Genomic DNA, 21,473 nt, shown 5'->3' on the forward strand with positions numbered 1-21,473 from the left:
AGTCTAGAGGCCAAATCGCAAATTACCGGACGAATGTTTCACAATGTGCCGGGTATGCTGGGGCGAGCTAACTAAGTGCTGCCTTTGCGGTCTAGAATCCGCCTACTTCTTTCCGAGGAAATCACTTCGTGAAACTGCTCCTTGCCTCGCTCGCCCTGGTTGCCCTGCCTGTCATGGCTGGCGAACCGACCCTTTACGGTCGCTACGAATACATCCAATTGCCGGAGATCGGCGAAACCTTCAAGGCCAAGATGGACACCGGCGCGTTGACCGCCTCGCTGTCGGCGCGTGATATCCAAACCTTCACCCGTGATGGCGACGACTGGGTGCGCTTCCGCCTCGGCGGCAAGGATGCCTCCAACAAAGTCTACGAACACAAAGTCTCGCGCATCAGCAAGATCAAGAGCCGCGCCGACGAAGACGATGACAAAGACGAAGCGACAGTGGCCAAGCGCCCGGTAATCGATCTGGAAATGTGCCTGGGCAACGTCAAGCGCACCGTCGAGGTTAACCTCACCGACCGCAGCAGCTTCAACTACCCGTTGCTGATCGGTGCCAAGGCCCTGCGTGAATTCGGCGCTGCGGTAAACCCGGCCCGTCGTTACACTGCTGACAAACCGGACTGCTGACGGAACACCATGGCGCATATCCTGATTGTCGAAGACGAAGCGGCGATAGCCGACACGCTGATATTCGCCCTGCAAGGCGAGGGGTTTACCACCACCTGGCTGAGCCTTGGCCAGGAGGCGCTGGCCCACCAGCGCCAGACGCCGGCTGACCTGATCATCCTCGACATCGGCCTGCCCGACATCACGGGGTTTGAAACCTGCAAGCAACTGCGCCGCTTCAGTGAAGTACCGGTGATGTTCCTCAGCGCGCGGGATGGCGAGATCGACCGTGTGGTGGGGTTGGAGATCGGTGCCGACGATTATGTGGTCAAGCCCTTCAGCCCGCGGGAGGTGACCGCACGAGTCAGGGCGATCCTCAAGCGAATCGGCCCAGGGGCTGCGCCCACAGTGTTCCAGGTTGATCTGGAACGTATGCAGATCGCTTATCGCGGCCAGCCCTTGAGCCTGACGCGCCATGAATTTCGCCTGCTGCAAAGCCTGCTGGAACAACCCGAGCGTGTCTTCAGCCGTGAGCAATTATTGGACGCTGTCGGCGTGGCGGCAGATGCCGGCTACGAGCGCAATATCGACAGCCATATCAAAAGCCTGCGTAGCAAATTACGCAGCGTGGCTGCCGATGCCGAGCCGATCCAGACCCATCGCGGCCTCGGCTACAGCTACAGCCCGAGCAATAGCTGATGCGCCTGGGGCTGCGGATTTTCCTGGTGTATGCGCTGTTTATCGGCCTCACCGGCTACTTCGTGCTCAGCACTGTCATGAAGGAAATCCGCCCCGGTGTGCGCCAGTCCACCGAAGAAACCCTGGTGGACACCGCCAATCTGCTGGCCGAGATCCTGCGCGATGACGTCAAGAACGGCACCCTCGGCCAAAGCCACTGGCCGGCATTGCTCAAGGCCTACGGCAATCGCCAGCCGGGCGCGACCATCTGGGGCCTGCCGAAAAACCAGGTCAACCATCGCATTTATGTGACCGACGCCAAGGGCACCGTGTTGCTCGACTCCACGGGCGAAGCGGTGGGCCAGGACTATTCCAAGTGGAACGACGTGTACCTGACCCTGCGCGGTGAATACGGCGCCCGGTCCACTCGCAGCGCAGCGGATGACGCCACCTCGTCGGTGATGCACGTGGGCGCGCCGATCCGTGACAATGGCCAGATCATCGGGGTGGTCACCGTGGCCAAACCGAACAGCTCATTGCAGCCCTATGTCGACCGCACCGAGCGGCGCCTGCTGTGGTACGGCGCGGGCCTGGTGATTCTGGGTCTGCTGCTGGGCGCACTGCTGTCGTGGTGGCTGAGCGCCGCGCTGCGCCGGTTGACGGCTTATGCCGAAGCGGTCAGCGAAGGCCGGCGTGCCGAGTTGCCGCATTATAGGGGCGGCGAACTCAAGCAGTTATCCACCGCCGTGGAACACATGCGTACGCAGTTGGAAGGCAAGGCCTATGTCGAACATTACGTGCATACCCTGACCCACGAATTGAAAAGCCCGTTGGCGGCGATACGCGGCGCGGCGGAGTTGTTGCAGGGCGATATGACCCGCGAACAACAGCAGCGTTTTGTCGGCAACATCGACAGCGAAAGTGCGCGCCTGCAGCAGTTGATCGAGCGCTTGCTGAACCTGGCGCAGGTCGAGCAACGCCAAGGCCTGGAAGAGCAGGCGAGTATCCCGTTGGCCGCGATGGTCGATGAGGTCATCAAGGCCCAGTGCGCGCGCATTGAAGGCGCCGGATTGTGCGTTGAACAGACGATTGCGGCGGATGTGCAGGTGTATGGCGAGCCCTTCCTGCTGCGTCAGGCGCTGGGCAATCTGCTGGACAACGCCCTGGATTTCACACCGCCCGGTGGCCAGTTGAAATTCAGCGCGCAGGCGCGTTACAACGAGGTGCAGGTGAGCCTGTTCAACCAGGCCGCGCCGATTCCCGACTACGCTCTGCCACGCCTGAGCGAGCGTTTCTATTCATTGCCACGCCCGGCCAGCGGGCGCAAAAGCACCGGGCTGGGCCTCAACTTTGTTGAGGAAGTGATGAAGCTGCACGGCGGTGCGTTGCAGATCGGTAACGTGCAAGGCGGCGTGCAAGTGGTACTGCATCTCCACACAGTCTCCACATTGCCCACATAAATCCCCCACACAGTCTGCTCAGACTCTCCCCATCAAAACAGGGAGAGACCCATGAACCGCAGCCTGCTTTTCAAACTTGGCGCGATTGCGCTGCTGATCCTGCTGTTGCTGATTCCGTTGCTGATGATCAACGGCATCATCAGTGACCGCCAGCAACTGCGCGATGGCGTACTGATGGACATCGCCCGCAGCTCCAGCTATGCCCAGCGTCTCACCGGCCCGGTGATGGTGGTGCCGTATCGCAAGACCGTGCGCGAGTGGAAGCTCAATGAAAAGCTCAACAAACGCTACGAAGTCACCCGCGAAGAGCGTGGCCGTCTGTATTTCCTGCCGGATCGTTTTGAGCTCGACGGCAAAGTGCAGACCGAACTGCGTGCGCGGGGCATCTACCAGGCGCGGCTGTTCCATGCCGATAACCGCATCAGCGGGCGTTTCGAGCTGCCTGCGCAGTTGGGCATCACCGAGAATTTTGCCGATTACCGTTTTGAGCGGGCATTTCTGGCGGTGGGTATCAGCGATATTCGCGGCATTGAAAACGCATTGAAGCTTGAGCTGGGCAGCCAGCCGCTGGAGTTCGAACCGGGCTCCCAGGTCGACTGGCTCGGTGAGGGGGTGCACGTGGCGCTGCCGGAGCAGGATACTAAAAAGCCCTACGTGGTGGATTTCGCCTTTGACCTACGCCTGCAAGGCACCGAGCAACTGCAAGTGGTGCCGGTGGGCAAGACCAGCCAAGTGTCACTCGCGTCCAACTGGCCGCACCCAAGCTTTATCGGCAACTTCCTGCCGGCGCAACGCGAGATCACCGACAAAGGCTTTAGCGCCAACTGGCAGACTTCATTCTTCTCCACCAACCTTGAGCAAGCCCTGCAGACCTGCCTGGACGGGCAAGGCTGTGACGACTTCAACAACCGCAGCTTCGGCGTCAACTTCATCGACCCGGTGGACCAATACCTCAAGAGCGACCGCGCGATCAAATACGCGTTGCTGTTTATCGCCCTGACCTTTGCCGGTTTCTTCCTGTTCGAAGTGCTCAAGAGCCTGGCGGTGCACCCGATCCAGTACGCCTTGGTGGGCGTGGCGCTGGCGTTTTTCTACCTGCTGCTGTTGTCGTTGTCCGAGCATATAGGCTTCGCCATGGCCTACCTTATCTCCGCCAGTGCCTGCGTGTTGTTGATTGGTTTCTACGTGTGCCATGTGCTGCGCAGCGTGGCCCATGGGTTGGGCTTCTCGGCGGGGTTGGCGGCGTTGTATGGCTTGTTGTACGGGCTGTTGAGTGCCGAGGATTATGCGTTGCTGATGGGGTCGTTGCTGCTGTTCGGCTTGTTGGGCACGGTGATGGTGTTGACGCGCAAACTGGACTGGTATGGCGTGGGCAAGCGCAAAGCGGCCGAGCCACTGCAGTTTGATTTGGAGGCGGTGCAATGATCGGGTTGCGCGAGGATCAGCAGATGAAGGCGCAGTTGGTGGCCAGGATAAATACGCTATTTCCTGATCTACGCGGCCCCAGTGTAGTGAGCGGGCTTGCCCCGCGCTGGGCTGCGCAGCAGCCCCAAAACCAGCCGCTGAGGAGTGCCTGATACACCCTTGGTTGCTTGATAGCCCCACGCGGGGCAAGCCCGCTCACTACAGAAAGGCTGTCGGCCCGGCGTGGGGGGAGTCTTGAGGTCACGCGGGCGGTTGCGTGTCCAGCATCGAAGGCCGCTGGCTGACCTCGGCATACCATGCGGCAAGCTGCGGGTTATCCGAGCGCCATTGCATATCCGGATGACGGAAATCCAGGTAACCCAAGGCGCAGGCCACGCTGATGGCGGCGATGTCGAAGTGGCTGGTCAGTTCGGCGATTGCATCCGCTTCTAACTCAGCGAGGCTGCGACGGATCTTGTTGCGCTGCTCGTCGAGCCATTGGTCCCAGTGTTTTTCCGCCGGTCGCAGGGCGGTCTCGTAACGCACCAGCACGGCGGCATCCATGATGCCGTCGGCCATCGAGGCCAGGGTCAGGCGGCGCCAGCGCGCCGAGCCGTCGCGAGGGATCAGCGGGTTGCCGACGTGCTGGTGGTCGAAGTAATCAAGGATCACCCGGCTGTCGTGCAGCACCGTGCCGTCCGCCAGGCGCAGGGCCGGGATCTTGCCCACCGGGTTGCCTTGCACCAGTTGGGCGTCCGGGTTGACCGGGGTCGGCATGCACCCGTGCAGGGCCACGCGATCTTGCTGGCCGGTTTCGGCCAGCAGCACACGGACCTTGCGCACGAAGGGTGAAGCGGGGTTGTGGAACAGGGTCATGCTGGGAGCGGACATGGGCATTCCTCAAGATAGGCAGTGGCTAGCCTAGAGGGTTGCATGACGGCTGGCGAGGCCCTTAGCCGCGCCGTTTGAACAATGCGTACACGCCTATAACTGCTGGCAGCCCTAAACCCACCCAACTGAGCGAATCCCACAGCCCATCCCCGAGCAACGCCGCAAACAACCCGGCGGCGCTGAGCAGGCCAATCCCCAGGGGAATGGCAAACACCTTCCAGAAATTCGACCGGCGCGGCTTCATGCCTTGCCCGCCTTGCGCCGCACGATCCACAAGTAAATCCCGCTCACCAGCACGATGATGGTCAGCACATCCAAGGCGGCCCAGAGGATTTTCATCGGCATGCCGCCGTAGTCGCCAAAGTGCAGCGGTTGGGACATGCCCATGGCGTCCATGTACCACGGCCGTTCGGCGATGGCGGTGACGGCCAGGGTACTGGCGTCGATCAACACCGGCGTGAGCAAGTGCGACGTCAGGTGGGTGCTGCCCTTCATGAACACCGCGTAGTGGTGCTCACTGGAAAAGCGCGTGCCGGGGAAGGCGATGAAGTCCGGCTGCATGCCCGGCGCGGCTTTGGCGGCGATGGTCAGCAACTCGGTGGCCGGGGCGCGTTGGGTCAGGGGGGGCGTGCTTTTATAGGGCTCGATCATCGCGCTGAGGCTGTCCTGGCGCCAGGCGGCGATGATCAGGTCGGCGCAGGCGCTGATTACACCGGTCACGCCCACCACCAGCGCCCAGGTCAACGTGACCACACCGATCAGGTTATGCAGGTCGAGCCAACGCAGGCGGGTGGATTTGTCCTGGCGCACGGTGGCGAATGTCAGGCGGCGCATGAACGGCAGGTACAGCAGTGTGCCGGAGATAATCGCCAGTACAAACAGAATGCCCATGAACGCCAGCAACAACTTGCCTGGCAGACCGGCGAACATATCCACGTGCAACCGCAGCAGGAACAGGGTGAACCCACCGTTGGCCGCCGGGGTTTCCAGCGCTTCACCGGTGCGTGCATCCAGCATGAAAGTGTGCGACGCGTTGGGTTCGGTGCCGGCGGTGGCGGCCATGATTGCGATCACGCCGTTCTGGTCGTCTTCGTCCCAGGCCAAGTACTGCATGGCTTCGCCGGGGCGATGAGCCTGAGCTTTAGCCACAAGCTGCTCGAGGTTGAGCCGCGGCGTATCGGCGGGCATCTGCGCCAGTTCAGGCTCATTGCCCAGCAGGTGATCAATCTCGTGGTGAAACACCAGCGGCAGGCCAGTCAGGGCGAGCAGTAACAGGAATACCGTGCAGATCAGGCTGGTCCAGGTGTGGATGAAGGACCAGCGGCGGATGGTTTTGCTTTTCATTTTCTAACCTTCAGACACACCCAAGCCGCTCAAGGGAGCGGCCTGGGTGTTGGCTCAGCCGATTACCACTGGTAGGTGGCGCTGGCGACTACGCTGCGTTGGTCGCCGAAGTAGCAGTAGGAACCATCACAGGTGGAGATGTAGTCCTTGTTGAACAGGTTGGTGGCGTTGAGTTTGACCGAGGCACCTTTGAGGCTATTGTTGAGGCGGCCCAAGTCGTAATGCACCGCACCGTCGAACACGGTGTAGGCGTTGGCTTTGCCCAACCAGGTATTGCCCTGGTCGCCATAGGTGTTGCCGGTGTAGCGGGCACCGAAGCCGATGCCGAAACCGTCGAGCGGGCCGGTGTGCCAGGTGTAGTCGGTCCACAGCGAGGCTTGCTGGTTGGGCATCAGTTGCAGGCGGTTGCCCTTGAAGTCGCCTTTTTGCACTTCGGATTTGGCCAGGGTGTACGCCGCGATCACCTTGAGGTTCTCGGTCACGTCAGAAACGGCTTCCAGTTCCAGGCCTTTGACTTTCACTTCGCCGGTCTGGTCGGTGATCGGGGTACCGCTCGTTCCGGTGCTGGTGACCAGTACGTTTTTCTGCGTGAGGTTATAGACCGCCGCACTCAGCAAGGTATTGGAGCCAGGTGGCTGATACTTGATTCCCAGTTCCCATTGCTTACCTTCGGTGGGCTTATACGACTTGACCGGGTCGGCGCTGGCGTTGCTTGCTGGCTGGAAGGATTCGGCGTAGGACAGGTATGGCACGAAGCCCGAATCGAACACATAGCTGACTGCCGCGTTGCCGCTGAAGTTTTTGTTGCGGTCGGTGTTGGTCGCGTCTTGTTTGTTGAAGTACGTGGTGCCTTGGTGCACCCAATCTTCACGACCACCGAGGGTCAGGCGCCAGTTGTTGAGGGCCATCTGGTCTTGCACGTAGAGGCCGGTCTGCACGGTTTTCTGGTTGTAGTCGTAGAACGCATCGGAGCGCGCCGGGCGCACTACCGGCGTGGTATTGACCGGGTTGAAGATATTGACACGCCCGGCACCCCCGAAGATCGACAGGTACGAGGTGTCGGTCCGCTGGTGGTCCAGACCCAGCAACAGGGTGTGGGTGACATCACCGGTGGCGAAGTCGGCCTGGAAGTTGTTATCCACTGCGAACTGTCCGATGTTCTCATCGACGTTGGTCGAGAGGCGATCCATGTTGCCCGCTGCATCCACTGGAGCGAAGGCATAGGAACCCACGGTCAGTTGCTGGAACGACAACTCCGACTTGGTGTATCGCAGGTTCTGCTTGAACTGCCAGGTATCGTTGAAGCGATGCTCGAAGGCATAGCCCAGCGCGTAGTAAGTGCGGTCGTAGAACTCGTAATCTGGATCGCCCAGATTCTTGTGATGTGATACGTCGCCCGATGGCGATTTGATCTTGGTGCCCACGATCGGCAGGAACTGACTGGTGGTACCCGTATCGTCACGCGTGAACTGCGACAGCAGCGTCAGCTTGGTGTCGGTGTCGATGTTCCAGGTCAGGCTCGGCGCAATGTTGTAGCGCTTGTTGTCGATGTGGTCGACTTGGGTACCCGCATCGCGTACCACACCGCTGACGCCATATAGAAACTGGCCTTCATCATCGATCTTGCCGGTGCTGGCGAAGTTGATCTGGCGGTAGTTGTCACTGCCATATTGCACTTGGATGGCATGACTGGACTCTTCGCTGGGACGCCGGCTGACCATGTCCAGCAGGCCGCCCGGTGGCGTCTGGCCGTACACCGATGAGGCCGGACCGCGCAGCAGGGCAAGGCGGTCGAGGTTCCAGGTTTCGGCTTTCGGGTTGGCGTACACCCCGCGTGGTAGCGGCAGGCCGTCGAGGAACTGGGTCGGTTCGAAGCCGCGCACGCGCATCCAGTCGTAGCGGGTGTCGCTGCCGTAGCTGGCGGACACGATGCCGGGCATGTATTTGACGGCGTCGTCCAGGTTCTGCACGTTGCGGTCCTGCATCTGCTCGCGGGTGGCGACAGAGATCGACCGCGGCGCTTCAACCAGCGCAGTGTCGGTTTTGGTGCCGGCGGCAGTGCGCGTGGCCAGGTAGCCTTGCACCGGGCCCCAGGCACTTTCCTGGCCGCTGTCTTGGCCAGTGATGTTGGTGACCGGCAGCGCCATTACGCCCTCTTGAAGCGCCACCAAGGTGTAAGTCCCCGCGCTGCTCTGCTCCAGTTGCAACCCCGTCCCACGCAACGCTTCACGCAGCGCACCCGGCGCATCGAACTGGCCCTGGACCGGTGCCGAGGTCTTTCCGGCGGCGAGCGCCGGGCTGAGGGTCAGCGCCAAGCCGCCCTGGCTGGCGATCTGGTTCAGGGTGCTGGCCAGTGGCGCCGCCGGCAGGTTGTACGCACGCACGCTGGACGCCTGCTCGGCGGCGATCAGCACAGGGCTGGTCAGCGGGGCGCTGAGGGCGATGGCCACGGCTAACAGGCTGGGGCGCAACAAGGTGTCTAGGGTGCGGGACATACGGCGGCTCCTGAATGGAAATATTTCTCAGTTGCCTAGGTGCCGAACGAGAATTGAAAAGTGATAGGGCGGGGTGAAAATATTTTCCCAGGGTGTTCTTGAGGGCCTCATCGCAGGCAAGCCAGCTCCCACGTTGGAATGCATTTCAACGGTGGAGCTGGCTTGCCTGCGATAGCGATAGCACGGGCATCGCGAACCTAAGGCTTGCCCTTCACCGTCACCCACCATGGGGTGTGCTGCTCAATCTGCACCGGCAACGTCGGCAGCAGCGCATTCAGCGCCAGCGTGGTGTCGTGCAACGGGAAACTGCCGGTGATACGCAAGTCGGCCACATCTTTATCCACACCCAGGTAACCGGTGCGGTAGCGGCCGAGTTCCTCGACCACATCCCCCAGGCGGGCGTTGTCGACCACCAGCATGCCGCGCGTCCAGGCGTCGGTGGCGGGGGTGACAGTCAGCATCGGGCCGAGGCCGTCGCTGCGCATCAGCACTTGCTGGCCTTCCTTGAAGACCTGTTCCTGGTGCAGCACCTCAGGCTGTGCGGCCACGGCGGACTGCAACACGCTCAAGCGCGTGGCGTCGTCTTCGCGCTTGACGATAAACCGCGTGCCCAGCGCCCGCAGGCTGCCGTCGCGGGTTTGTACATAGAACGGGCGCGCATCGTTGTGGCCGGTCTCGACGAGGATCTCGCCTTCCTGCAACACGATCAGCCGGCGTTTCTCATCAAAACGCACATCGATAGCACTGTGGGTATTGAGGTTGATCAGCGTACCGTCCGCCAGCTTCAGCGTGCGCTGCTCGCCGGTAGCGGTGCGTTGGTCGGCCAGCCAGTAATGGAACGGCACATAGCGCTCACCGGCAAACAATGCCACGCCAATGACCAGTGCAATGCTCGCCAGACCACTGCCCAACTTGCGCACGCGCTGGCGAATGCCTTCCCGCGATTGCAATAACGCCACCCGAGCCGGGCCCGAAGCGGCGCTGAAACGCTGGTCGAGCATGCCCAGTTGGCGCCACGCGCGGGCGTGTTCGTCATTGCTGGCCAGCCATTTGCCGAACTCTTCGCGCTCAATAGCGCTGCCGTCTCCTGAATCAAGAGACAGTTGCCAGGCAATGGCTGCATCCAGCACATGGGCCGAGACCGGTCTGGAACCGTTCACAGCGGCTCACCATACAGGGCGATGTAGCACTGGCGAATGCCCTGGGCCAGGTACTGGCGCACGCGCGGCACGGACACGCCGAGGCGCTGGGCGATTTCCGCATGGCCCATGCCGTCGAGGCGGTTGTAGAGGAAGGCCGCGCGCGCCTTGCTCGACAATTTGCCGAGCAGGCGGTCGATGGCCTTGAGGTCTTCGAGGATCAGTTGCTGTTCTTCCGGCGAAGGGTGTTCGCTTTCCGGGATCAGCATCAGTTCGGTGAGGTAGGCCTGTTCCAGTGCGGCGCGGCGGAAGTAGTCGAACAGCAAGCCCTTGGCGATGGCGACCAGGAACGCCCGAGGTTCGCGGGGTTCGCGCAGCTCATCACGGCCCAGCAGGCGCATGAAAGTGTCCTGGCTCAGGTCTTCGGCGCGGCTTGGGCAGGCCACATTGCGTCGAAGCCAGGCCAGCAGCCAGCCACGATGGTCGCGATACAACGCGCCAACAAGCTCACTGTGTGGGTTCTGGACCGACGACAAGGCATCACCGAATAAACAAGAGGTTTAAACTAACGAGAATTATTCGCGATTGTGTCAGAGCCGTGGGGTGGGTGCAATTGGCGTCTGTCGGGAGAGGGTATTAAAACGATGGCGCGTGTTTACGCCGCTTCCATTGGCTCAAGCGCTCTTGCAGCGTGTGGGGGGTGTCGATCTGTTGCTGGCGTGCGCGGCTGAGCAGGATGAGCATCAGCTCCGCCGTGGCCAGCGCGTCGGCGCTGGCATGATGGCGCTCGCCCACGTGCAGGTTGAAGTGGTTGATCCAATCGTCCAGCCCGGCTTCGCGTATATGCGCCTCGGGGCACAGCAGCGGGGCGATGTCGGCAACATCAAGAAACGGATGCGTCAGGCGGTAACCCAGGCTGTCCTTGAGCGCCCGGCACAGCATGTGCTGATCGAACGGTGCGTGGAAGGCCAGCAATGGGCTGTCGCCGACAAACGCCATAAAGTCCAGCAACGCCTCGACCGGGTCGCTGCCGGCAGCAATGGCACTGGGGCCGAGGCCGTGGATCAATACGCTGGGGCTGAGTTTGGTGTCGGCGCGTTGCAGCGTGCGCTCGAACAATTGAGAAAAGTCCACCGCGCCGTCTTCGATCACCACCGCACCGATGGACAGCACCTGATCACGGTTGAGGTTCAGGCCGCTGGTTTCCAGGTCCACCACCACCCAGCGCTGACTGCGCAAGGAACCTTCGCCCAGCGCGGTGGGCTTGCGCAGTTGCTCCAGGCGTTGTTGCTGCGCGGTATCCAGCCCAGGCTTTTTCGTACGCAGCCAACTGAACAGGCTCACAACTGATACCGCAACGTCAGGCTGCTTTGCAGGCGTTGAGCCTGGCGCAGGGACTCTCGCAGGATGCGCCGGTCCAGGTGGTTGAGGCTGTCCGGGTCGACGCGGTTGGAATACGGCTGATTCTCGCGGGTTTGCAGCTGGTGCTGCTGCATGCGGGTTTGCTGGATGAAGTGGTAGGCCTCTTCATAAGCGGCGCCGTCCAGAGGCTCGATCACTTCCTTGACCACCAGTTGGCGCAGGCGCTCCAGGGTGTTATTGGCGTGGATGCCGTTGGCCAGGGCCAGGAGGCGCGCGCCGTCGACAAACGGCGTCAGGCCTTGCACCTTGAGGTCGAGAGTGGCTTTTTCGCCGCCTTTACGCGTCAGTACAAACTCGCGGAAGCGTCCTACGGGCGGCCGTTGGCGCAACGCGTTTTCAGCCAGCATGCGTTGGAACAAGCGGTTATCCGCGACCTGGTCGAGAATGCCCTGGCGCAATTGCTCGCAACCACGCTCATCGCCCCACACCACGCGCAGGTCGAAATAAATGCTGGAGCCCAGCAGATTCTCCGGCGTCGCCTCGCGGATAAAGGCCGCAAAACGCCGCGCCCATTCCGCTCGGGACAGGCAAAGCTCTGGGTTGCCGGCCATGATGTTGCCCTTGCACAGGCTGAACCCGCACAACGCCAGGCTCTGGTTGATCTGCTGTGCCAGCGGCAACAGGCGACTACGGATCTGCGCTGCTTCGGCGGTGTCCTTGGCATCGAACAGAATGCCGTTGTCCTGGTCGGTGTACAGCGTCTGCTCGCGACGACCTTCGCTGCCAAAACACAACCAACTGAAGGGCACGCCGGGGTCGCCTTTTTCAGCCAGCGTGAGTTCGATCACCCGGCATACGGTGTGATCGTTAAGCAGCGTAATGATGTGGGTGATCTGGGTAGACGACGCGCCATGGGCCAGCATGCGTTCGACCAACTGGCCGATCTCGCCGCGAATCGCCACCAGGTTTTCCACGCGTGGCGCGTTACGGATCGTGCGCGCCAGGTGCACCAGGTCCACCCGTTGCAGGGAAAACAGATCGCGCTCGGACACCACACCACACAGGCGTTGGTCTTTGACCAGGCACACATGGGCGATATGCCGTTCGGTCATGGCGATGGCGGCGTCGAAGGCGCTGTGGTCCGGGGTCAGGAAGAAGGGCGCCTGGGTCATGTGGCCTTCGATGCCTTGGGTGAAATCGCTGGTGCCATCGGCCACCACTTGGCGCAAGTCGCGCAGGGTGAAAATGCCCAGGGGCGCCTGGCCCTCATCGACGATCACAATGCTGCCCACCTGTTGTTCGTGCATCATCGTCACCGCTTCGCGCAGCGGCGTGGTTGGGCTGCACATCACTGGGTGGCGCATGGCCAATTCACCCAGGCGGGTGTTCAGTGAGTATTGAGTGCCGAGGGTCTCCACGGCTTTTTGTTGCACCTGTTGATTAACCGTGTCCAACAGGCTGCTGACGCCACGCAGGGCGAAGTCGCGAAACGGGCTGGACAGCGCGAACAGCTTGATAAACGCCGGTTTGTTCAGTTGCAGGCAGAAGGTGTCTTCGGCCGCCTTGTGCTCGGTACGGGTTGCCCGTTCACCTAACAGCGCCGCGAGGGGAAAGCACTCGCCCGTCGCGATTTCAAAAGTGGTTTCGGCGCTGTCCGGGCGCTCACCTACGACCCGTCCCTGCTTGACGATATAAAAATGTTCAACCGGCCCGCCCGACGGTTTAAGGATGCTGTCGCCGGGGCCATAAAAGCGCAGCTGGCACTGTTCCACCAAAAACGCCAGGTGTGCGTTTTCCATCTGGTTGAAGGGCGGGAAGCGTTGCAAGAACTGCAGGGTGCCGTGAATGTTTTGCAACACAGCAGTTTTCCCCGCCTGGGCGAAGGCATCAGCTTTACTCATAACAGTGGCCGCATTTTTTGTCGTTATCGTCCCTCATGGTCGACTCGCGCGCGGCGGGTGCCCATTGGACGTAAGTCTAGGTCGATATAAACCGCACTCACCTAGGGGAAAGCCTTACATGACTATCGTCCAAAACCCGTAGAACGCCCACTAGTCAGACTTTCCGACGAAGTGCACATTGTTCGACCCTTCGGTGATGTCTGACGTCTGAGCGGAGGGGATTGATGAGAACTGCTGAGAACCGTATGTCCGACCACGATATTTTAAGCGATGCCGAGCGCGAGGCGCTGAGCGCTGTGATGCTGGAGCCTGATCTACCGCCACAGCGCGTGTTGATCGTCGATGACGACAAAGACGCGCGTGAACTGCTGGCGGAAATCCTGGGCCTGGACGGTATTCGCTGCATGACCGCCGAGAATGGTGAGGCGGCGTGGGACATGTTGAATTCCAGCAGCTCCATCGGTTTGCTCATCACCGACCTGCGCATGGCGCCCAGCAATGGCCTGGAACTGATCCGCCAGGTTCGCGAATCCACGCGTGCGGCGTTGCCGATCATCATCATGTCGGGGGACGCGGAAGCGCCGGATGTGATCGATGCGATGCATTTGAGTGTGGTGGATTTTTTGTTGAAGCCGATTGATAGCGCGAAGTTGGCGAAGTTGGTGAAGCGGGAGTTGGGGATGGCGTCCTGACTCTGTGTTGACGGTGATGGCCTCTTCGCGAGCAAGCCCGCTCCCACAGTCGACCGCGTTTTCCAGATAGAGCGCGGTCAAGTGTGGGGGCGGGCTTGCTCGCGAAAGCGCCAGTCCAGCCGTCACAAAAACCAATAAAAAGCCCTGATCTCGCGACCAGGGCTTTTTCATTTACAGGCCGTTTTTAGCCTTGAACTCCCGCCGCCGACGGTGCAATACCGGCTCGGTATACCCATTCGGCTGTTTGGTCCCTTCAATCACCAACTCCACCGCCGCCTGGAACGCGATGTTGCTGTCGAAATCCGGTGCCAGCGGGCGATACAACTTATCGCCGGCATTCTGACGGTCCACCACCGGCGCCATGCGCTTGAGGCTTTCCATCACTTGGGCTTCGTTGACGATGCCGTGGCGCAGCCAGTTGGCGATGTGCTGGCTGGAGATGCGCAGGGTGGCGCGGTCTTCCATCAGGCCCACATCGTTGATGTCCGGCACTTTCGAGCAGCCGACGCCCTGGTCGATCCAGCGCACGACGTAGCCAAGGATGCCCTGGGCGTTGTTGTCCAGCTCGTTGCGGACTTCTTCGTCAGACCAGTCGGTGTTGCTGGCCAGAGGAATCGTCAGGATATCGTCCACCGAGGCGCGCTCGCGCTTGGCCAGTTCGGCCTGGCGGGCGAAAACGTCGACCTTGTGGTAGTGCAACGCGTGCAATGCGGCTGCCGTTGGCGACGGCACCCAGGCAGTGTTGGCACCGGCCAATGGATGGGCGATTTTCTGTTCGAGCATCGCCGCCATCAGGTCGGGCATGGCCCACATGCCTTTACCGATCTGTGCGCGACCTTGCAGGCCGGTGCTCAAGCCGATATCGACGTTCCAGTTTTCGTAGGCGCCAATCCACTTCTCGGCCTTCATCGCGGCCTTGCGCACCATCGCGCCGGCTTCCATGGAGGTGTGGATTTCGTCGCCAGTGCGGTCGAGGAAGCCGGTGTTGATAAACACCACACGCTCGCTGGCCGCCTTGATGCAGGCCTTGAGGTTGACCGTGGTGCGGCGTTCCTCGTCCATGATCCCGACTTTCAGCGTGTTGCGCGGCAGGTTCAGCACGTCTTCGATGCGCCCGAACAGCTCGTTGGTGAACGCCGCTTCTTCGGGGCCGTGCATTTTCGGTTTAACGATGTACACAGAGCCGGTGCGGCTGTTCTTGCGGCTGCTGTTGCCGTTGAGGCTGTGGATCGCCGCGAGGCTGGTGAGCAAGCCGTCAAGAATGCCTTCCGGCACTTCGTTGCCGTTTTTGTCGAGGATCGCGTCGATGGTCATCAGGTGACCCACGTTGCGTACGAACAACAACGAACGACCGTGCAGGGTGACATCCTTGCCATCCACGCCGGTGTAGACGCGGTCCGCGTTCATGGTGCGGGTAAAGGTCTTACCGCCCTTGGCTACTTCTTCGGCCAGGTCGCCCTTCATCAGGCCGAGCCAGTTGCGGTAGATCACCACCTTGTCATCGGCATCGACGGCGGCGACGGAGTCTTCGCAGTCCATGATGGTGGTCAGCGCGGCTTCCATTAGCACGTCTTTGACGCCGGCGGCATCGGTCTGGCCGACCGGGGTGCTGGCGTCGATCTGGATTTCGAAGTGCAAGCCGTTGTGTTTCAGCAGGATCGCAATCGGCTCAGCCGCAGGGCCTTGGAAACCGATCAACTGCGCGTCGTCACGCAGGCCGCTGTTGCTGCCGCCCTTGAGGCTGACGATCAGCTTGCCATCGGCAACCTTGTAGCCGGTGGACTCGGCGTGGCTGCCGGCGCTGAGCGGGGCGGCCTCATCGAGGAAAGCGCGGGCGAAGGCGATAACCTTGTCGCCGCGCACTTTGTTGTAGCCCTGGCCCTTCTCGGCGCCATCGGCTTCACTGATGGCGTCGGTGCCATACAGTGCGTCATACAACGAACCCCAGCGCGCATTCGAGGCGTTGAGTGCGAAGCGCGCGTTCATCACCGGCACGACCAACTGAGGGCCGGCCATGCGGGCGATTTCGTCATCGACGTTTTGGGTTGTGGCCTGGAAGTCTGCAGCTTCTGGCAGCAGGTAGCCGATGTCTTGCAGAAAGGCTTTGTAGGCCACCGGGTCGTGAGCCTGGCCGGCGTGGGTCTGGTGCCAGGTATCGACGCGCACCTGGAAATCGTCGCGTTTGGCGAGTAGGGCTTTGTTCTTCGGTGCCAGATCATGGATGACCTTGTCGGCACCGGCCCAGAACTGGTCGGCAGTGATGCCCGTACCGGGAATGGCTTCGTTGTTCACGAAGTCGAACAGGACTTTGGCGACCTGCAGGCCACCGACTTGAACGTGTTCAGTCATTGCTTGCCTCACTCTGCGGAGCTTATGCGCTTTTTCAGATTTTCATTATGTAGTGCACGGTTGGGCATACTACATGATGACTTGCGGTTGTGAAAATTAGACTAAATACGTCGTTTAGCGACCCACTTTGGTCGTACGGTCACAGCGGAGAATCGGATGTTCTCAAAAAACTATTGGATTGTTCCAGATAAATATAAAAATGGTACACGATTTGTTTTCAAGGGCTTCCGGGTCCACCTTGTAGATTGAATTCCAGAGGGCTTTGCCATGGACCATCTTGTACTCACAATTATCGCCGCCGACAAACCCGGGCTGGTTGAACGCATTGCGCAGAACATCAACGCCCACGGCGGCAACTGGCTGGAAAGCCGCATGGCGCACATGGCCGGGCAGTTTGCCGGGATCCTGCGGGTCAGTGTACCGACGCAGAGCCGTCAGGCATTGGTGGGCGCGCTGGAGGATTTATCCACACACGGCATTCGTGTGCTGGTGGGTGAGGGCAGTACTGGCCAGGCTTCAGCATCCAAAGCGATTGTGATGACGCTGGTGGGCAACGACCGTTCGGGCATCGTGCGCGAGATCACGGCGCTGCTGAGCCAGCAGGGGGTGAACCTGGCGAGTCTGAGCACTGACGTTCGCCCGGCCCCTATGAGCGGTGACCCGTTGTTCACTGCCGAGGCGCTGTTGCAGGTGCCGGCAGCATTATCCCTGGATGTATTGCAGTTATCCCTGGAAACCCTGGCGGATGACTTGATGGTGGAGTTGCACCACGAGGAATAATCTGGCCACGAGGTTATGCATGGAAATCTTGCATGGGCCTGTGGATAACCTGTAGAGACCCGGCGCCAGGCCAGACCGGCCGGGCTTCTCCGTCAACTGAGCAAAAAACGAGCAGTTTCAAGGGCTTGTGCACAAATGGCGGGGATCAGGTTGTGGATAACCTTGGGATGGGTGTCTGCAAGTCACGCCGACCATGCCTTGCAGAGGTTTGTACGTTATTTGATCAGCGTTTTCGCACGCTCAGCCAGATATCCACGCTGTACACCACCAGGCCTGCCCAGATAAAGGCGAAGGCAGTCAACGTGCTCGGCGCCAAGTGTTCGCCGAACAGCAGCACGGCCTCCAGTAGCACCAGCGTCGGCGCCACATACTGCAGGAAGCCCAGCGCGGTGTAAGGCAAATGCCGTGCGGCGGCGTTGAAACACACCAGCGGGATCAGCGTCACTGGGCCCGCAGCTACCAGCCACCAGGCTTCTGAGGTGCTCCAAAATTCCAGCTGCGCACTGTGGGCCGTTGGGTTGAACAGCAGCCATGCGACAGCAATGGGCACCAGCATCCAGGTTTCTACCACCAGCCCCGGCAATGCTTTCACCGGCGCCTGTTTACGGATCAATCCGTAAAAGCCAAAGGTCAACGCCAGCACCAGCGACACCCACGGCAAGCTGCCCACCTGCCATACCTGTTGCGCCACACCCGCTGCAGCCAGCCCGACGGCGACCCATTGCAGACGGCGCAGGCGTTCACCCAGGATCAGCATGCCCAGCAGCACATTGACCAGCGGGTTGATGTAGTAACCCAGGCTCGCTTCCAGCATGCGCCCCGTATTCACCGACCACACATACGTCAGCCAGTTGGCCGCAATCAGCGAACCGCTGAGGGCCAGGATCGCCAGGCGCTTGGGGTTGTCACGCAGTTCGCGGAACCAGCCGGGGTGTTTCCACACCATCAGCAGCAAACCGCCGAACAGCGCTGACCACAGTACGCGGTGCACGATGATCTCGGCGGCGGGCACGCTGGCGATGGCTTTGAAGTAGAGCGGGAACAGACCCCAGATGACATAGGCGCTAAGGCCCAGGATGTAACCCTTGCGGGGGTTGGCGGCTTGCATGCGGAATCCTTGCTTAGGCAGCTAACAAAGCGTAATTGTAAGGATATTTCTCAGGCATTGGGATCTGCTTTCTGTGGGCGCCGGGCTTGCCCGCGATAGCATCATCTCGGTTCTCCTGCACAACCGAGGTGCCTGCATCGCGGGCAAGCCCGGCGCCCACAGAGAAACCGTCAGAAGAGTTTCAGAGGTTCTTCGTTCAGGGCCGAGAGTTGTTCGCGCAATGCCAACACCTGGTCGCCCCAATAGCGCTCACTGCCAAACCAAGGAAAGCTGTGGGGAAACGCCGGGTCATCCCAGCGCCGTGCCAGCCAGGCGCTGTAGTGCATCAGGCGCAGGGCGCGCAACGGTTCGATCAACGCCAGTTCACGCGGGTCGAAGTCGTGGAATTCCTGATAGCCGTCCATCAATTCCGACAACTGTCCCAGACATTCTTGACGGTCTCCGGCGAGCATCATCCACAGGTCCTGCACCGCCGGGCCCATGCGGCAGTCATCCAGGTCGACGATATGGAACATCTCGTCACGGCACATCATGTTGCCGGGATGGCAATCGCCGTGCATGCGGATGTTCTTGTGCGGCGTGGCCTTGTACACCTCTTCCACGCGTTTGAGCAGGTCGCGCGCCACGGACTCGTAGGCCGGCAGCAGGCTCTTGGGAATGAAGTTGCCTTCCAACAGGGTGGTGAGGGAATCGTGCCCGAAGTTCTTCACGCCCAAGGCTTCACGGTGTTCGAACGGGCGGGTGGAACCCACCGCATGCAAACGGCCAAGCAGTTGCCCAAGGCGATACAACTGATCCAGATTGCCCGGCTCCGGCGCACGGCCGCCACGGCGTGGGAACAAGGTGAAGCGGAAACCGGCGTGCTCGAACAGGCTTTCGCCATTGTGGATCAGTGGCGCCACCACCGGCACTTCGCATTCGGCCAGTTCGAAGGTGAAACGGTGTTCTTCAAGGATCGCCTCGTTAGTCCAGCGCTGTGGGCGATAGAACTTGGCGATCAACGGTTCGGAGTCTTCGATGCCCACTTGGTAGACGCGGTTTTCGTAGCTGTTGAGCGCGAGAATGCGCGCATCGCTGAGGAAGCCGATACTTTCGACAGCGTCGAGCACCAGGTCGGGGGTGAGTGTTTCAAACGGATGGGCCATGCAAACTCCTGCGCGCAGCAGGTCGCCGCGTCCGGCCGGGTATGGTAACGCACACGAGCATACATAGGTGGTGGCTGTGGGGACGCCTTCGCGAGCAAGTCGAAGCGTCTAACCGCCGGTTCGACGCTTCGACTTGCTCGCGAAAGCGGTCTATCAGGCGCCGACGATACCGCCGTCATCCCGTCGAATCGCCATCACCGACGAACGCGGCTTGCCATTCGGTAGGTGCTCCGGCCAGGTGGAGCCGCCGGTTTCACCCGGATGCTGAATCCCCACAAACAACGTCTTCTGATCCGGCGAGAAGCTGATGCCCGTCACTTCACAGGCCACAGGGCCAACCATGAAACGACGGATTTCCCCGGTGGTCGGGTCAGCGCAGAGCATCTGGTTATTACCCATCCCCGCGAAATCACCCGCGTTGCTGTAGTCGCCGTCGGTCAGAATCCACAGCCGCCCGGCCTTGTCGAAACCCAAGCCATCAGGGCTGTTGAACATATTTTGCGGGTTGATATTCGACGAACCGCCCTTCGGCGTGCCGGCGTGGACGCCAGGGTTGCCGGCCACCACAAACAGGTCCCAAGTAAATGCCATGCTGGCGTGGTTATCGGCGTCGGCTTTCCAGCGCAGGATCTGGCCGTAGACGTTTTTCTCACGGGGGTTGGGGCCGCCGACGGGCTGGCCGTCTTCACCGCGCTTGGCGTTGTTGGTGAGGGTGCAATAGACCTGACCATCGGTGGGGCTGACCACGATCCATTCCGGGCGGTCCATGCGCGTGGCTTTCACCACACTGGCGGCGAGGCGCGCGTGGATCAGCACTTCGGCCTGGCTGTTGAAACCGCTGCTGGCGTCGATGCCGTTTTTGCCATGGGTCAGCTCGACCCACTGGCCCTTGCCCTTGGGGTGGTCGGCATTGCCGTCGCCCGCGTCGAAGATCGCCACATACAGGGTGCCGTGGTCGAGCAGGTCTTTGTTGGCCTTGGGGTTCTTATGGTTGATCTTGTCGCGGCTGACGAACTTGTAGATGAACTCGCCGCGCTCGTCGTCGCCCATGTACACCACGGCGCGGCCGTCGCGGGTTTCAGCGAGGGCAGCGTTCTCGTGTTTGAAGCGGCCCAGGGCGGTGCGCTTGGCTGGGGTGGATTGCGGGTCGAACGGGTCGATTTCCACGACCCAGCCATGGCGATTGAGCTCGTTGGGGTTCTTGGCCAGGTCAAAGCGCGGGTCGTGCTGGTGCCAGTTGATGTCTTTGCTGGCGGCGACGGCGCCGTAGCGTTTCTGCCCGGCATCAAACGTTTGCTGTGGGTTGCTGCTGCCAAAGCAGTCGGTGAAGTTCTCTTCACAGGTCAGATAAGTGCCCCACGGGGTTTTGCCGTTGGCGCAGTTCTGGAAGGTGCCGAGGGCTTTCTTGCCGGATTTGTCGGCGCTGGTTTTCAGCCATTCGTGACCGGCGGCGGGGCCGCTCAGACGGATCGGCGAGTTGCCGTGGATGCGCCGGTTGTAGCGCGAGTCCTGGACGAACTGCCAGGTGTCACCCTTGCGCCGCACTTCGATCACCGACACGCCTTCGCTGGCCTGCGCCTTGCGCACGTCTTCGGCCGATTGCGGCGCGCCGCCGTGGGCAAAGAGGTAGCGGTAGTTGGTGTATTCGTTGTTGATCGCCATCAGGGCGCGGTTGTCGTCGCCGGGGAAGGCGAACAGGCTCATGCCGTCGTTGTTGTCACCGAACTGCTGTTCCTGAGCGTTGGCCGTGCCGTTGCCGGACGGGTCGAACGCCGGCGCGCTCTTGCTCAGCGGCTGGCCCCAACTGATCAACACCGAAGCGCTGTAGCCCGGCGGCAAAGTGATAGCGTCGCTGGTAGCGGCGGCGATGCTGGTAAAACCCAGCAGCGGGCTGGCGGTGGCGGCGTTGACGGCCAGGGCGCTGCGTGTCAGCAGGTTGCCGCCCAGGAACATCGCGGCACCGCACAAAGCGCCGGCGCCGATAAAGCGGCGGCGGGTGAGGCCGACCATCTGCTCAAGGTCGGTGGCTTGGTTTTCTTCTAATAGGCTCATCTCAGGCTCCCTGCGGTTTTTGCAGACACCTTAAGGAGCGGGCGTGACGAAATTGTTGCAGTTAA

18 protein-coding genes are annotated in these 21,473 nt (G+C 61.1%); 6 read left to right on the forward strand and 12 right to left on the reverse strand.

Translation table 11 applies throughout. The annotated features are described in order from the left end of the window. The first annotated feature begins 128 nt into the window (after positions 1 to 128). From AACY52_RS14245 to creD, 4 genes are read left to right on the forward strand one after another with little or no spacing between them, the layout of a single operon-like run. A complete protein-coding gene (locus AACY52_RS14245; protein ID WP_339415358.1) occupies positions 129 to 629 on the forward strand; it encodes an ATP-dependent zinc protease in 501 nt (166 codons plus the stop codon). Positions 630 to 638: 9 nt separating this feature from the next. Then, positions 639 to 1,307 carry a two-component system response regulator CreB gene (gene creB / locus AACY52_RS14250; protein WP_339415359.1) on the forward strand — a complete coding sequence of 223 codons (669 nt, stop codon included), beginning with the start codon at positions 639 to 641 and terminating at the stop codon, positions 1,305 to 1,307. Continuing rightward, the gene (gene creC, locus AACY52_RS14255; protein ID WP_339415360.1) at positions 1,307 to 2,746 is read left to right on the forward strand and encodes a two-component system sensor histidine kinase CreC; all 1,440 of its coding nucleotides are present in this window, start codon (positions 1,307 to 1,309) and stop codon (positions 2,744 to 2,746) included. The genes creB and creC overlap by 1 nt, the downstream gene beginning before the upstream one ends. A gap of 51 nt (positions 2,747 to 2,797) precedes the next feature. Further along, positions 2,798 to 4,171 carry a cell envelope integrity protein CreD gene (gene creD / locus AACY52_RS14260; RefSeq protein WP_339415361.1) on the forward strand — a complete coding sequence of 458 codons (1,374 nt, stop codon included), beginning with the start codon at positions 2,798 to 2,800 and terminating at the stop codon, positions 4,169 to 4,171. A 240-nt stretch (positions 4,172 to 4,411) separates the two neighbouring features. Here the strand turns inward: creD and AACY52_RS14265 are convergent, their stop codons facing one another. The 8 genes from AACY52_RS14265 to AACY52_RS14300 all read right to left on the reverse strand — a co-directional run bounded on the left by AACY52_RS14265 (position 4,412) and on the right by AACY52_RS14300 (position 13,282). After that, positions 4,412 to 5,041 (reverse strand): glutathione S-transferase, encoded by a 630-nt coding sequence (locus AACY52_RS14265; RefSeq protein WP_339436928.1) that lies wholly within the window; start codon positions 5,039 to 5,041, stop codon positions 4,412 to 4,414. Positions 5,042 to 5,102: 61 nt separating this feature from the next. Next, positions 5,103 to 5,285 carry a hypothetical protein gene (locus AACY52_RS14270; protein ID WP_339415363.1) on the reverse strand — a complete coding sequence of 61 codons (183 nt, stop codon included), beginning with the start codon at positions 5,283 to 5,285 and terminating at the stop codon, positions 5,103 to 5,105. Beyond that, on the reverse strand, positions 5,282 to 6,385 hold the full coding sequence (locus AACY52_RS14275; protein WP_339415364.1) for a PepSY-associated TM helix domain-containing protein: 1,104 nt from the start codon (positions 6,383 to 6,385) through the stop codon (positions 5,282 to 5,284). Before AACY52_RS14275 ends, AACY52_RS14270 begins: the two co-directional genes overlap by 4 nt. A gap of 62 nt (positions 6,386 to 6,447) precedes the next feature. Then, a complete protein-coding gene (locus AACY52_RS14280; RefSeq protein WP_339427675.1) occupies positions 6,448 to 8,880 on the reverse strand; it encodes a TonB-dependent siderophore receptor in 2,433 nt (810 codons plus the stop codon). Positions 8,881 to 9,077: 197 nt separating this feature from the next. Further along, positions 9,078 to 10,040, reverse strand: a complete 963-nt coding sequence (locus AACY52_RS14285; protein ID WP_339560565.1) for a FecR family protein — start codon at positions 10,038 to 10,040, stop codon at positions 9,078 to 9,080. Further along, positions 10,037 to 10,555 (reverse strand): RNA polymerase sigma factor, encoded by a 519-nt coding sequence (locus AACY52_RS14290; RefSeq protein ID WP_065871830.1) that lies wholly within the window; start codon positions 10,553 to 10,555, stop codon positions 10,037 to 10,039. The genes AACY52_RS14285 and AACY52_RS14290 overlap by 4 nt, the downstream gene beginning before the upstream one ends. 100 nt (positions 10,556 to 10,655) lie before the next feature. Further along, complete coding sequence (locus tag AACY52_RS14295) at positions 10,656 to 11,363, reverse strand: 3'-5' exonuclease (protein WP_339436923.1); 708 nt, start codon at positions 11,361 to 11,363, stop codon at positions 10,656 to 10,658. Then, positions 11,360 to 13,282 carry a putative nucleotidyltransferase substrate binding domain-containing protein gene (locus tag AACY52_RS14300; RefSeq protein WP_339436922.1) on the reverse strand — a complete coding sequence of 641 codons (1,923 nt, stop codon included), beginning with the start codon at positions 13,280 to 13,282 and terminating at the stop codon, positions 11,360 to 11,362. Before AACY52_RS14300 ends, AACY52_RS14295 begins: the two co-directional genes overlap by 4 nt. A gap of 245 nt (positions 13,283 to 13,527) precedes the next feature. Here AACY52_RS14300 and AACY52_RS14305 point away from each other — a divergent pair, with 245 nt between their 5' ends. Next, on the forward strand, positions 13,528 to 13,974 hold the full coding sequence (locus AACY52_RS14305) for a response regulator (RefSeq protein ID WP_339494637.1): 447 nt from the start codon (positions 13,528 to 13,530) through the stop codon (positions 13,972 to 13,974). 171 nt (positions 13,975 to 14,145) lie between these two features. Here AACY52_RS14305 and AACY52_RS14310 read toward each other — a convergent pair whose 3' ends face one another. Then, positions 14,146 to 16,323 carry a malate synthase G gene (locus tag AACY52_RS14310; protein ID WP_339560566.1) on the reverse strand — a complete coding sequence of 726 codons (2,178 nt, stop codon included), beginning with the start codon at positions 16,321 to 16,323 and terminating at the stop codon, positions 14,146 to 14,148. Between the two features lie 267 nt (positions 16,324 to 16,590). Here AACY52_RS14310 and AACY52_RS14315 point away from each other — a divergent pair, with 267 nt between their 5' ends. Continuing rightward, positions 16,591 to 17,103 carry an ACT domain-containing protein gene (locus AACY52_RS14315; protein WP_339415370.1) on the forward strand — a complete coding sequence of 171 codons (513 nt, stop codon included), beginning with the start codon at positions 16,591 to 16,593 and terminating at the stop codon, positions 17,101 to 17,103. Between the two features lie 223 nt (positions 17,104 to 17,326). Here the strand turns inward: AACY52_RS14315 and rarD are convergent, their stop codons facing one another. From rarD to AACY52_RS14330, 3 genes are all read right to left on the reverse strand, one after another. Further along, positions 17,327 to 18,211: an EamA family transporter RarD gene (rarD, locus tag AACY52_RS14320; protein ID WP_339415371.1), complete on the reverse strand. Its 885-nt coding sequence runs from the start codon at positions 18,209 to 18,211 to the stop codon at positions 17,327 to 17,329. A gap of 170 nt (positions 18,212 to 18,381) precedes the next feature. Further along, on the reverse strand, positions 18,382 to 19,356 hold the full coding sequence (locus tag AACY52_RS14325; RefSeq protein ID WP_106575556.1) for a serine/threonine protein kinase: 975 nt from the start codon (positions 19,354 to 19,356) through the stop codon (positions 18,382 to 18,384). Positions 19,357 to 19,509: 153 nt separating this feature from the next. After that, positions 19,510 to 21,408, reverse strand: coding sequence for a PhoX family phosphatase (locus AACY52_RS14330; RefSeq protein ID WP_065880143.1), 1,899 nt, complete (start codon positions 21,406 to 21,408; stop codon positions 19,510 to 19,512). Positions 21,409 to 21,473: the final 65 nt, after the last annotated feature.

The sequence above is a fragment of the Pseudomonas sp. EA_65y_Pfl1_P113 genome (genome assembly GCF_963970525.1).
Taxonomy (GTDB): Bacteria; Pseudomonadota; Gammaproteobacteria; order Pseudomonadales; family Pseudomonadaceae; genus Aquipseudomonas; species Aquipseudomonas tritici.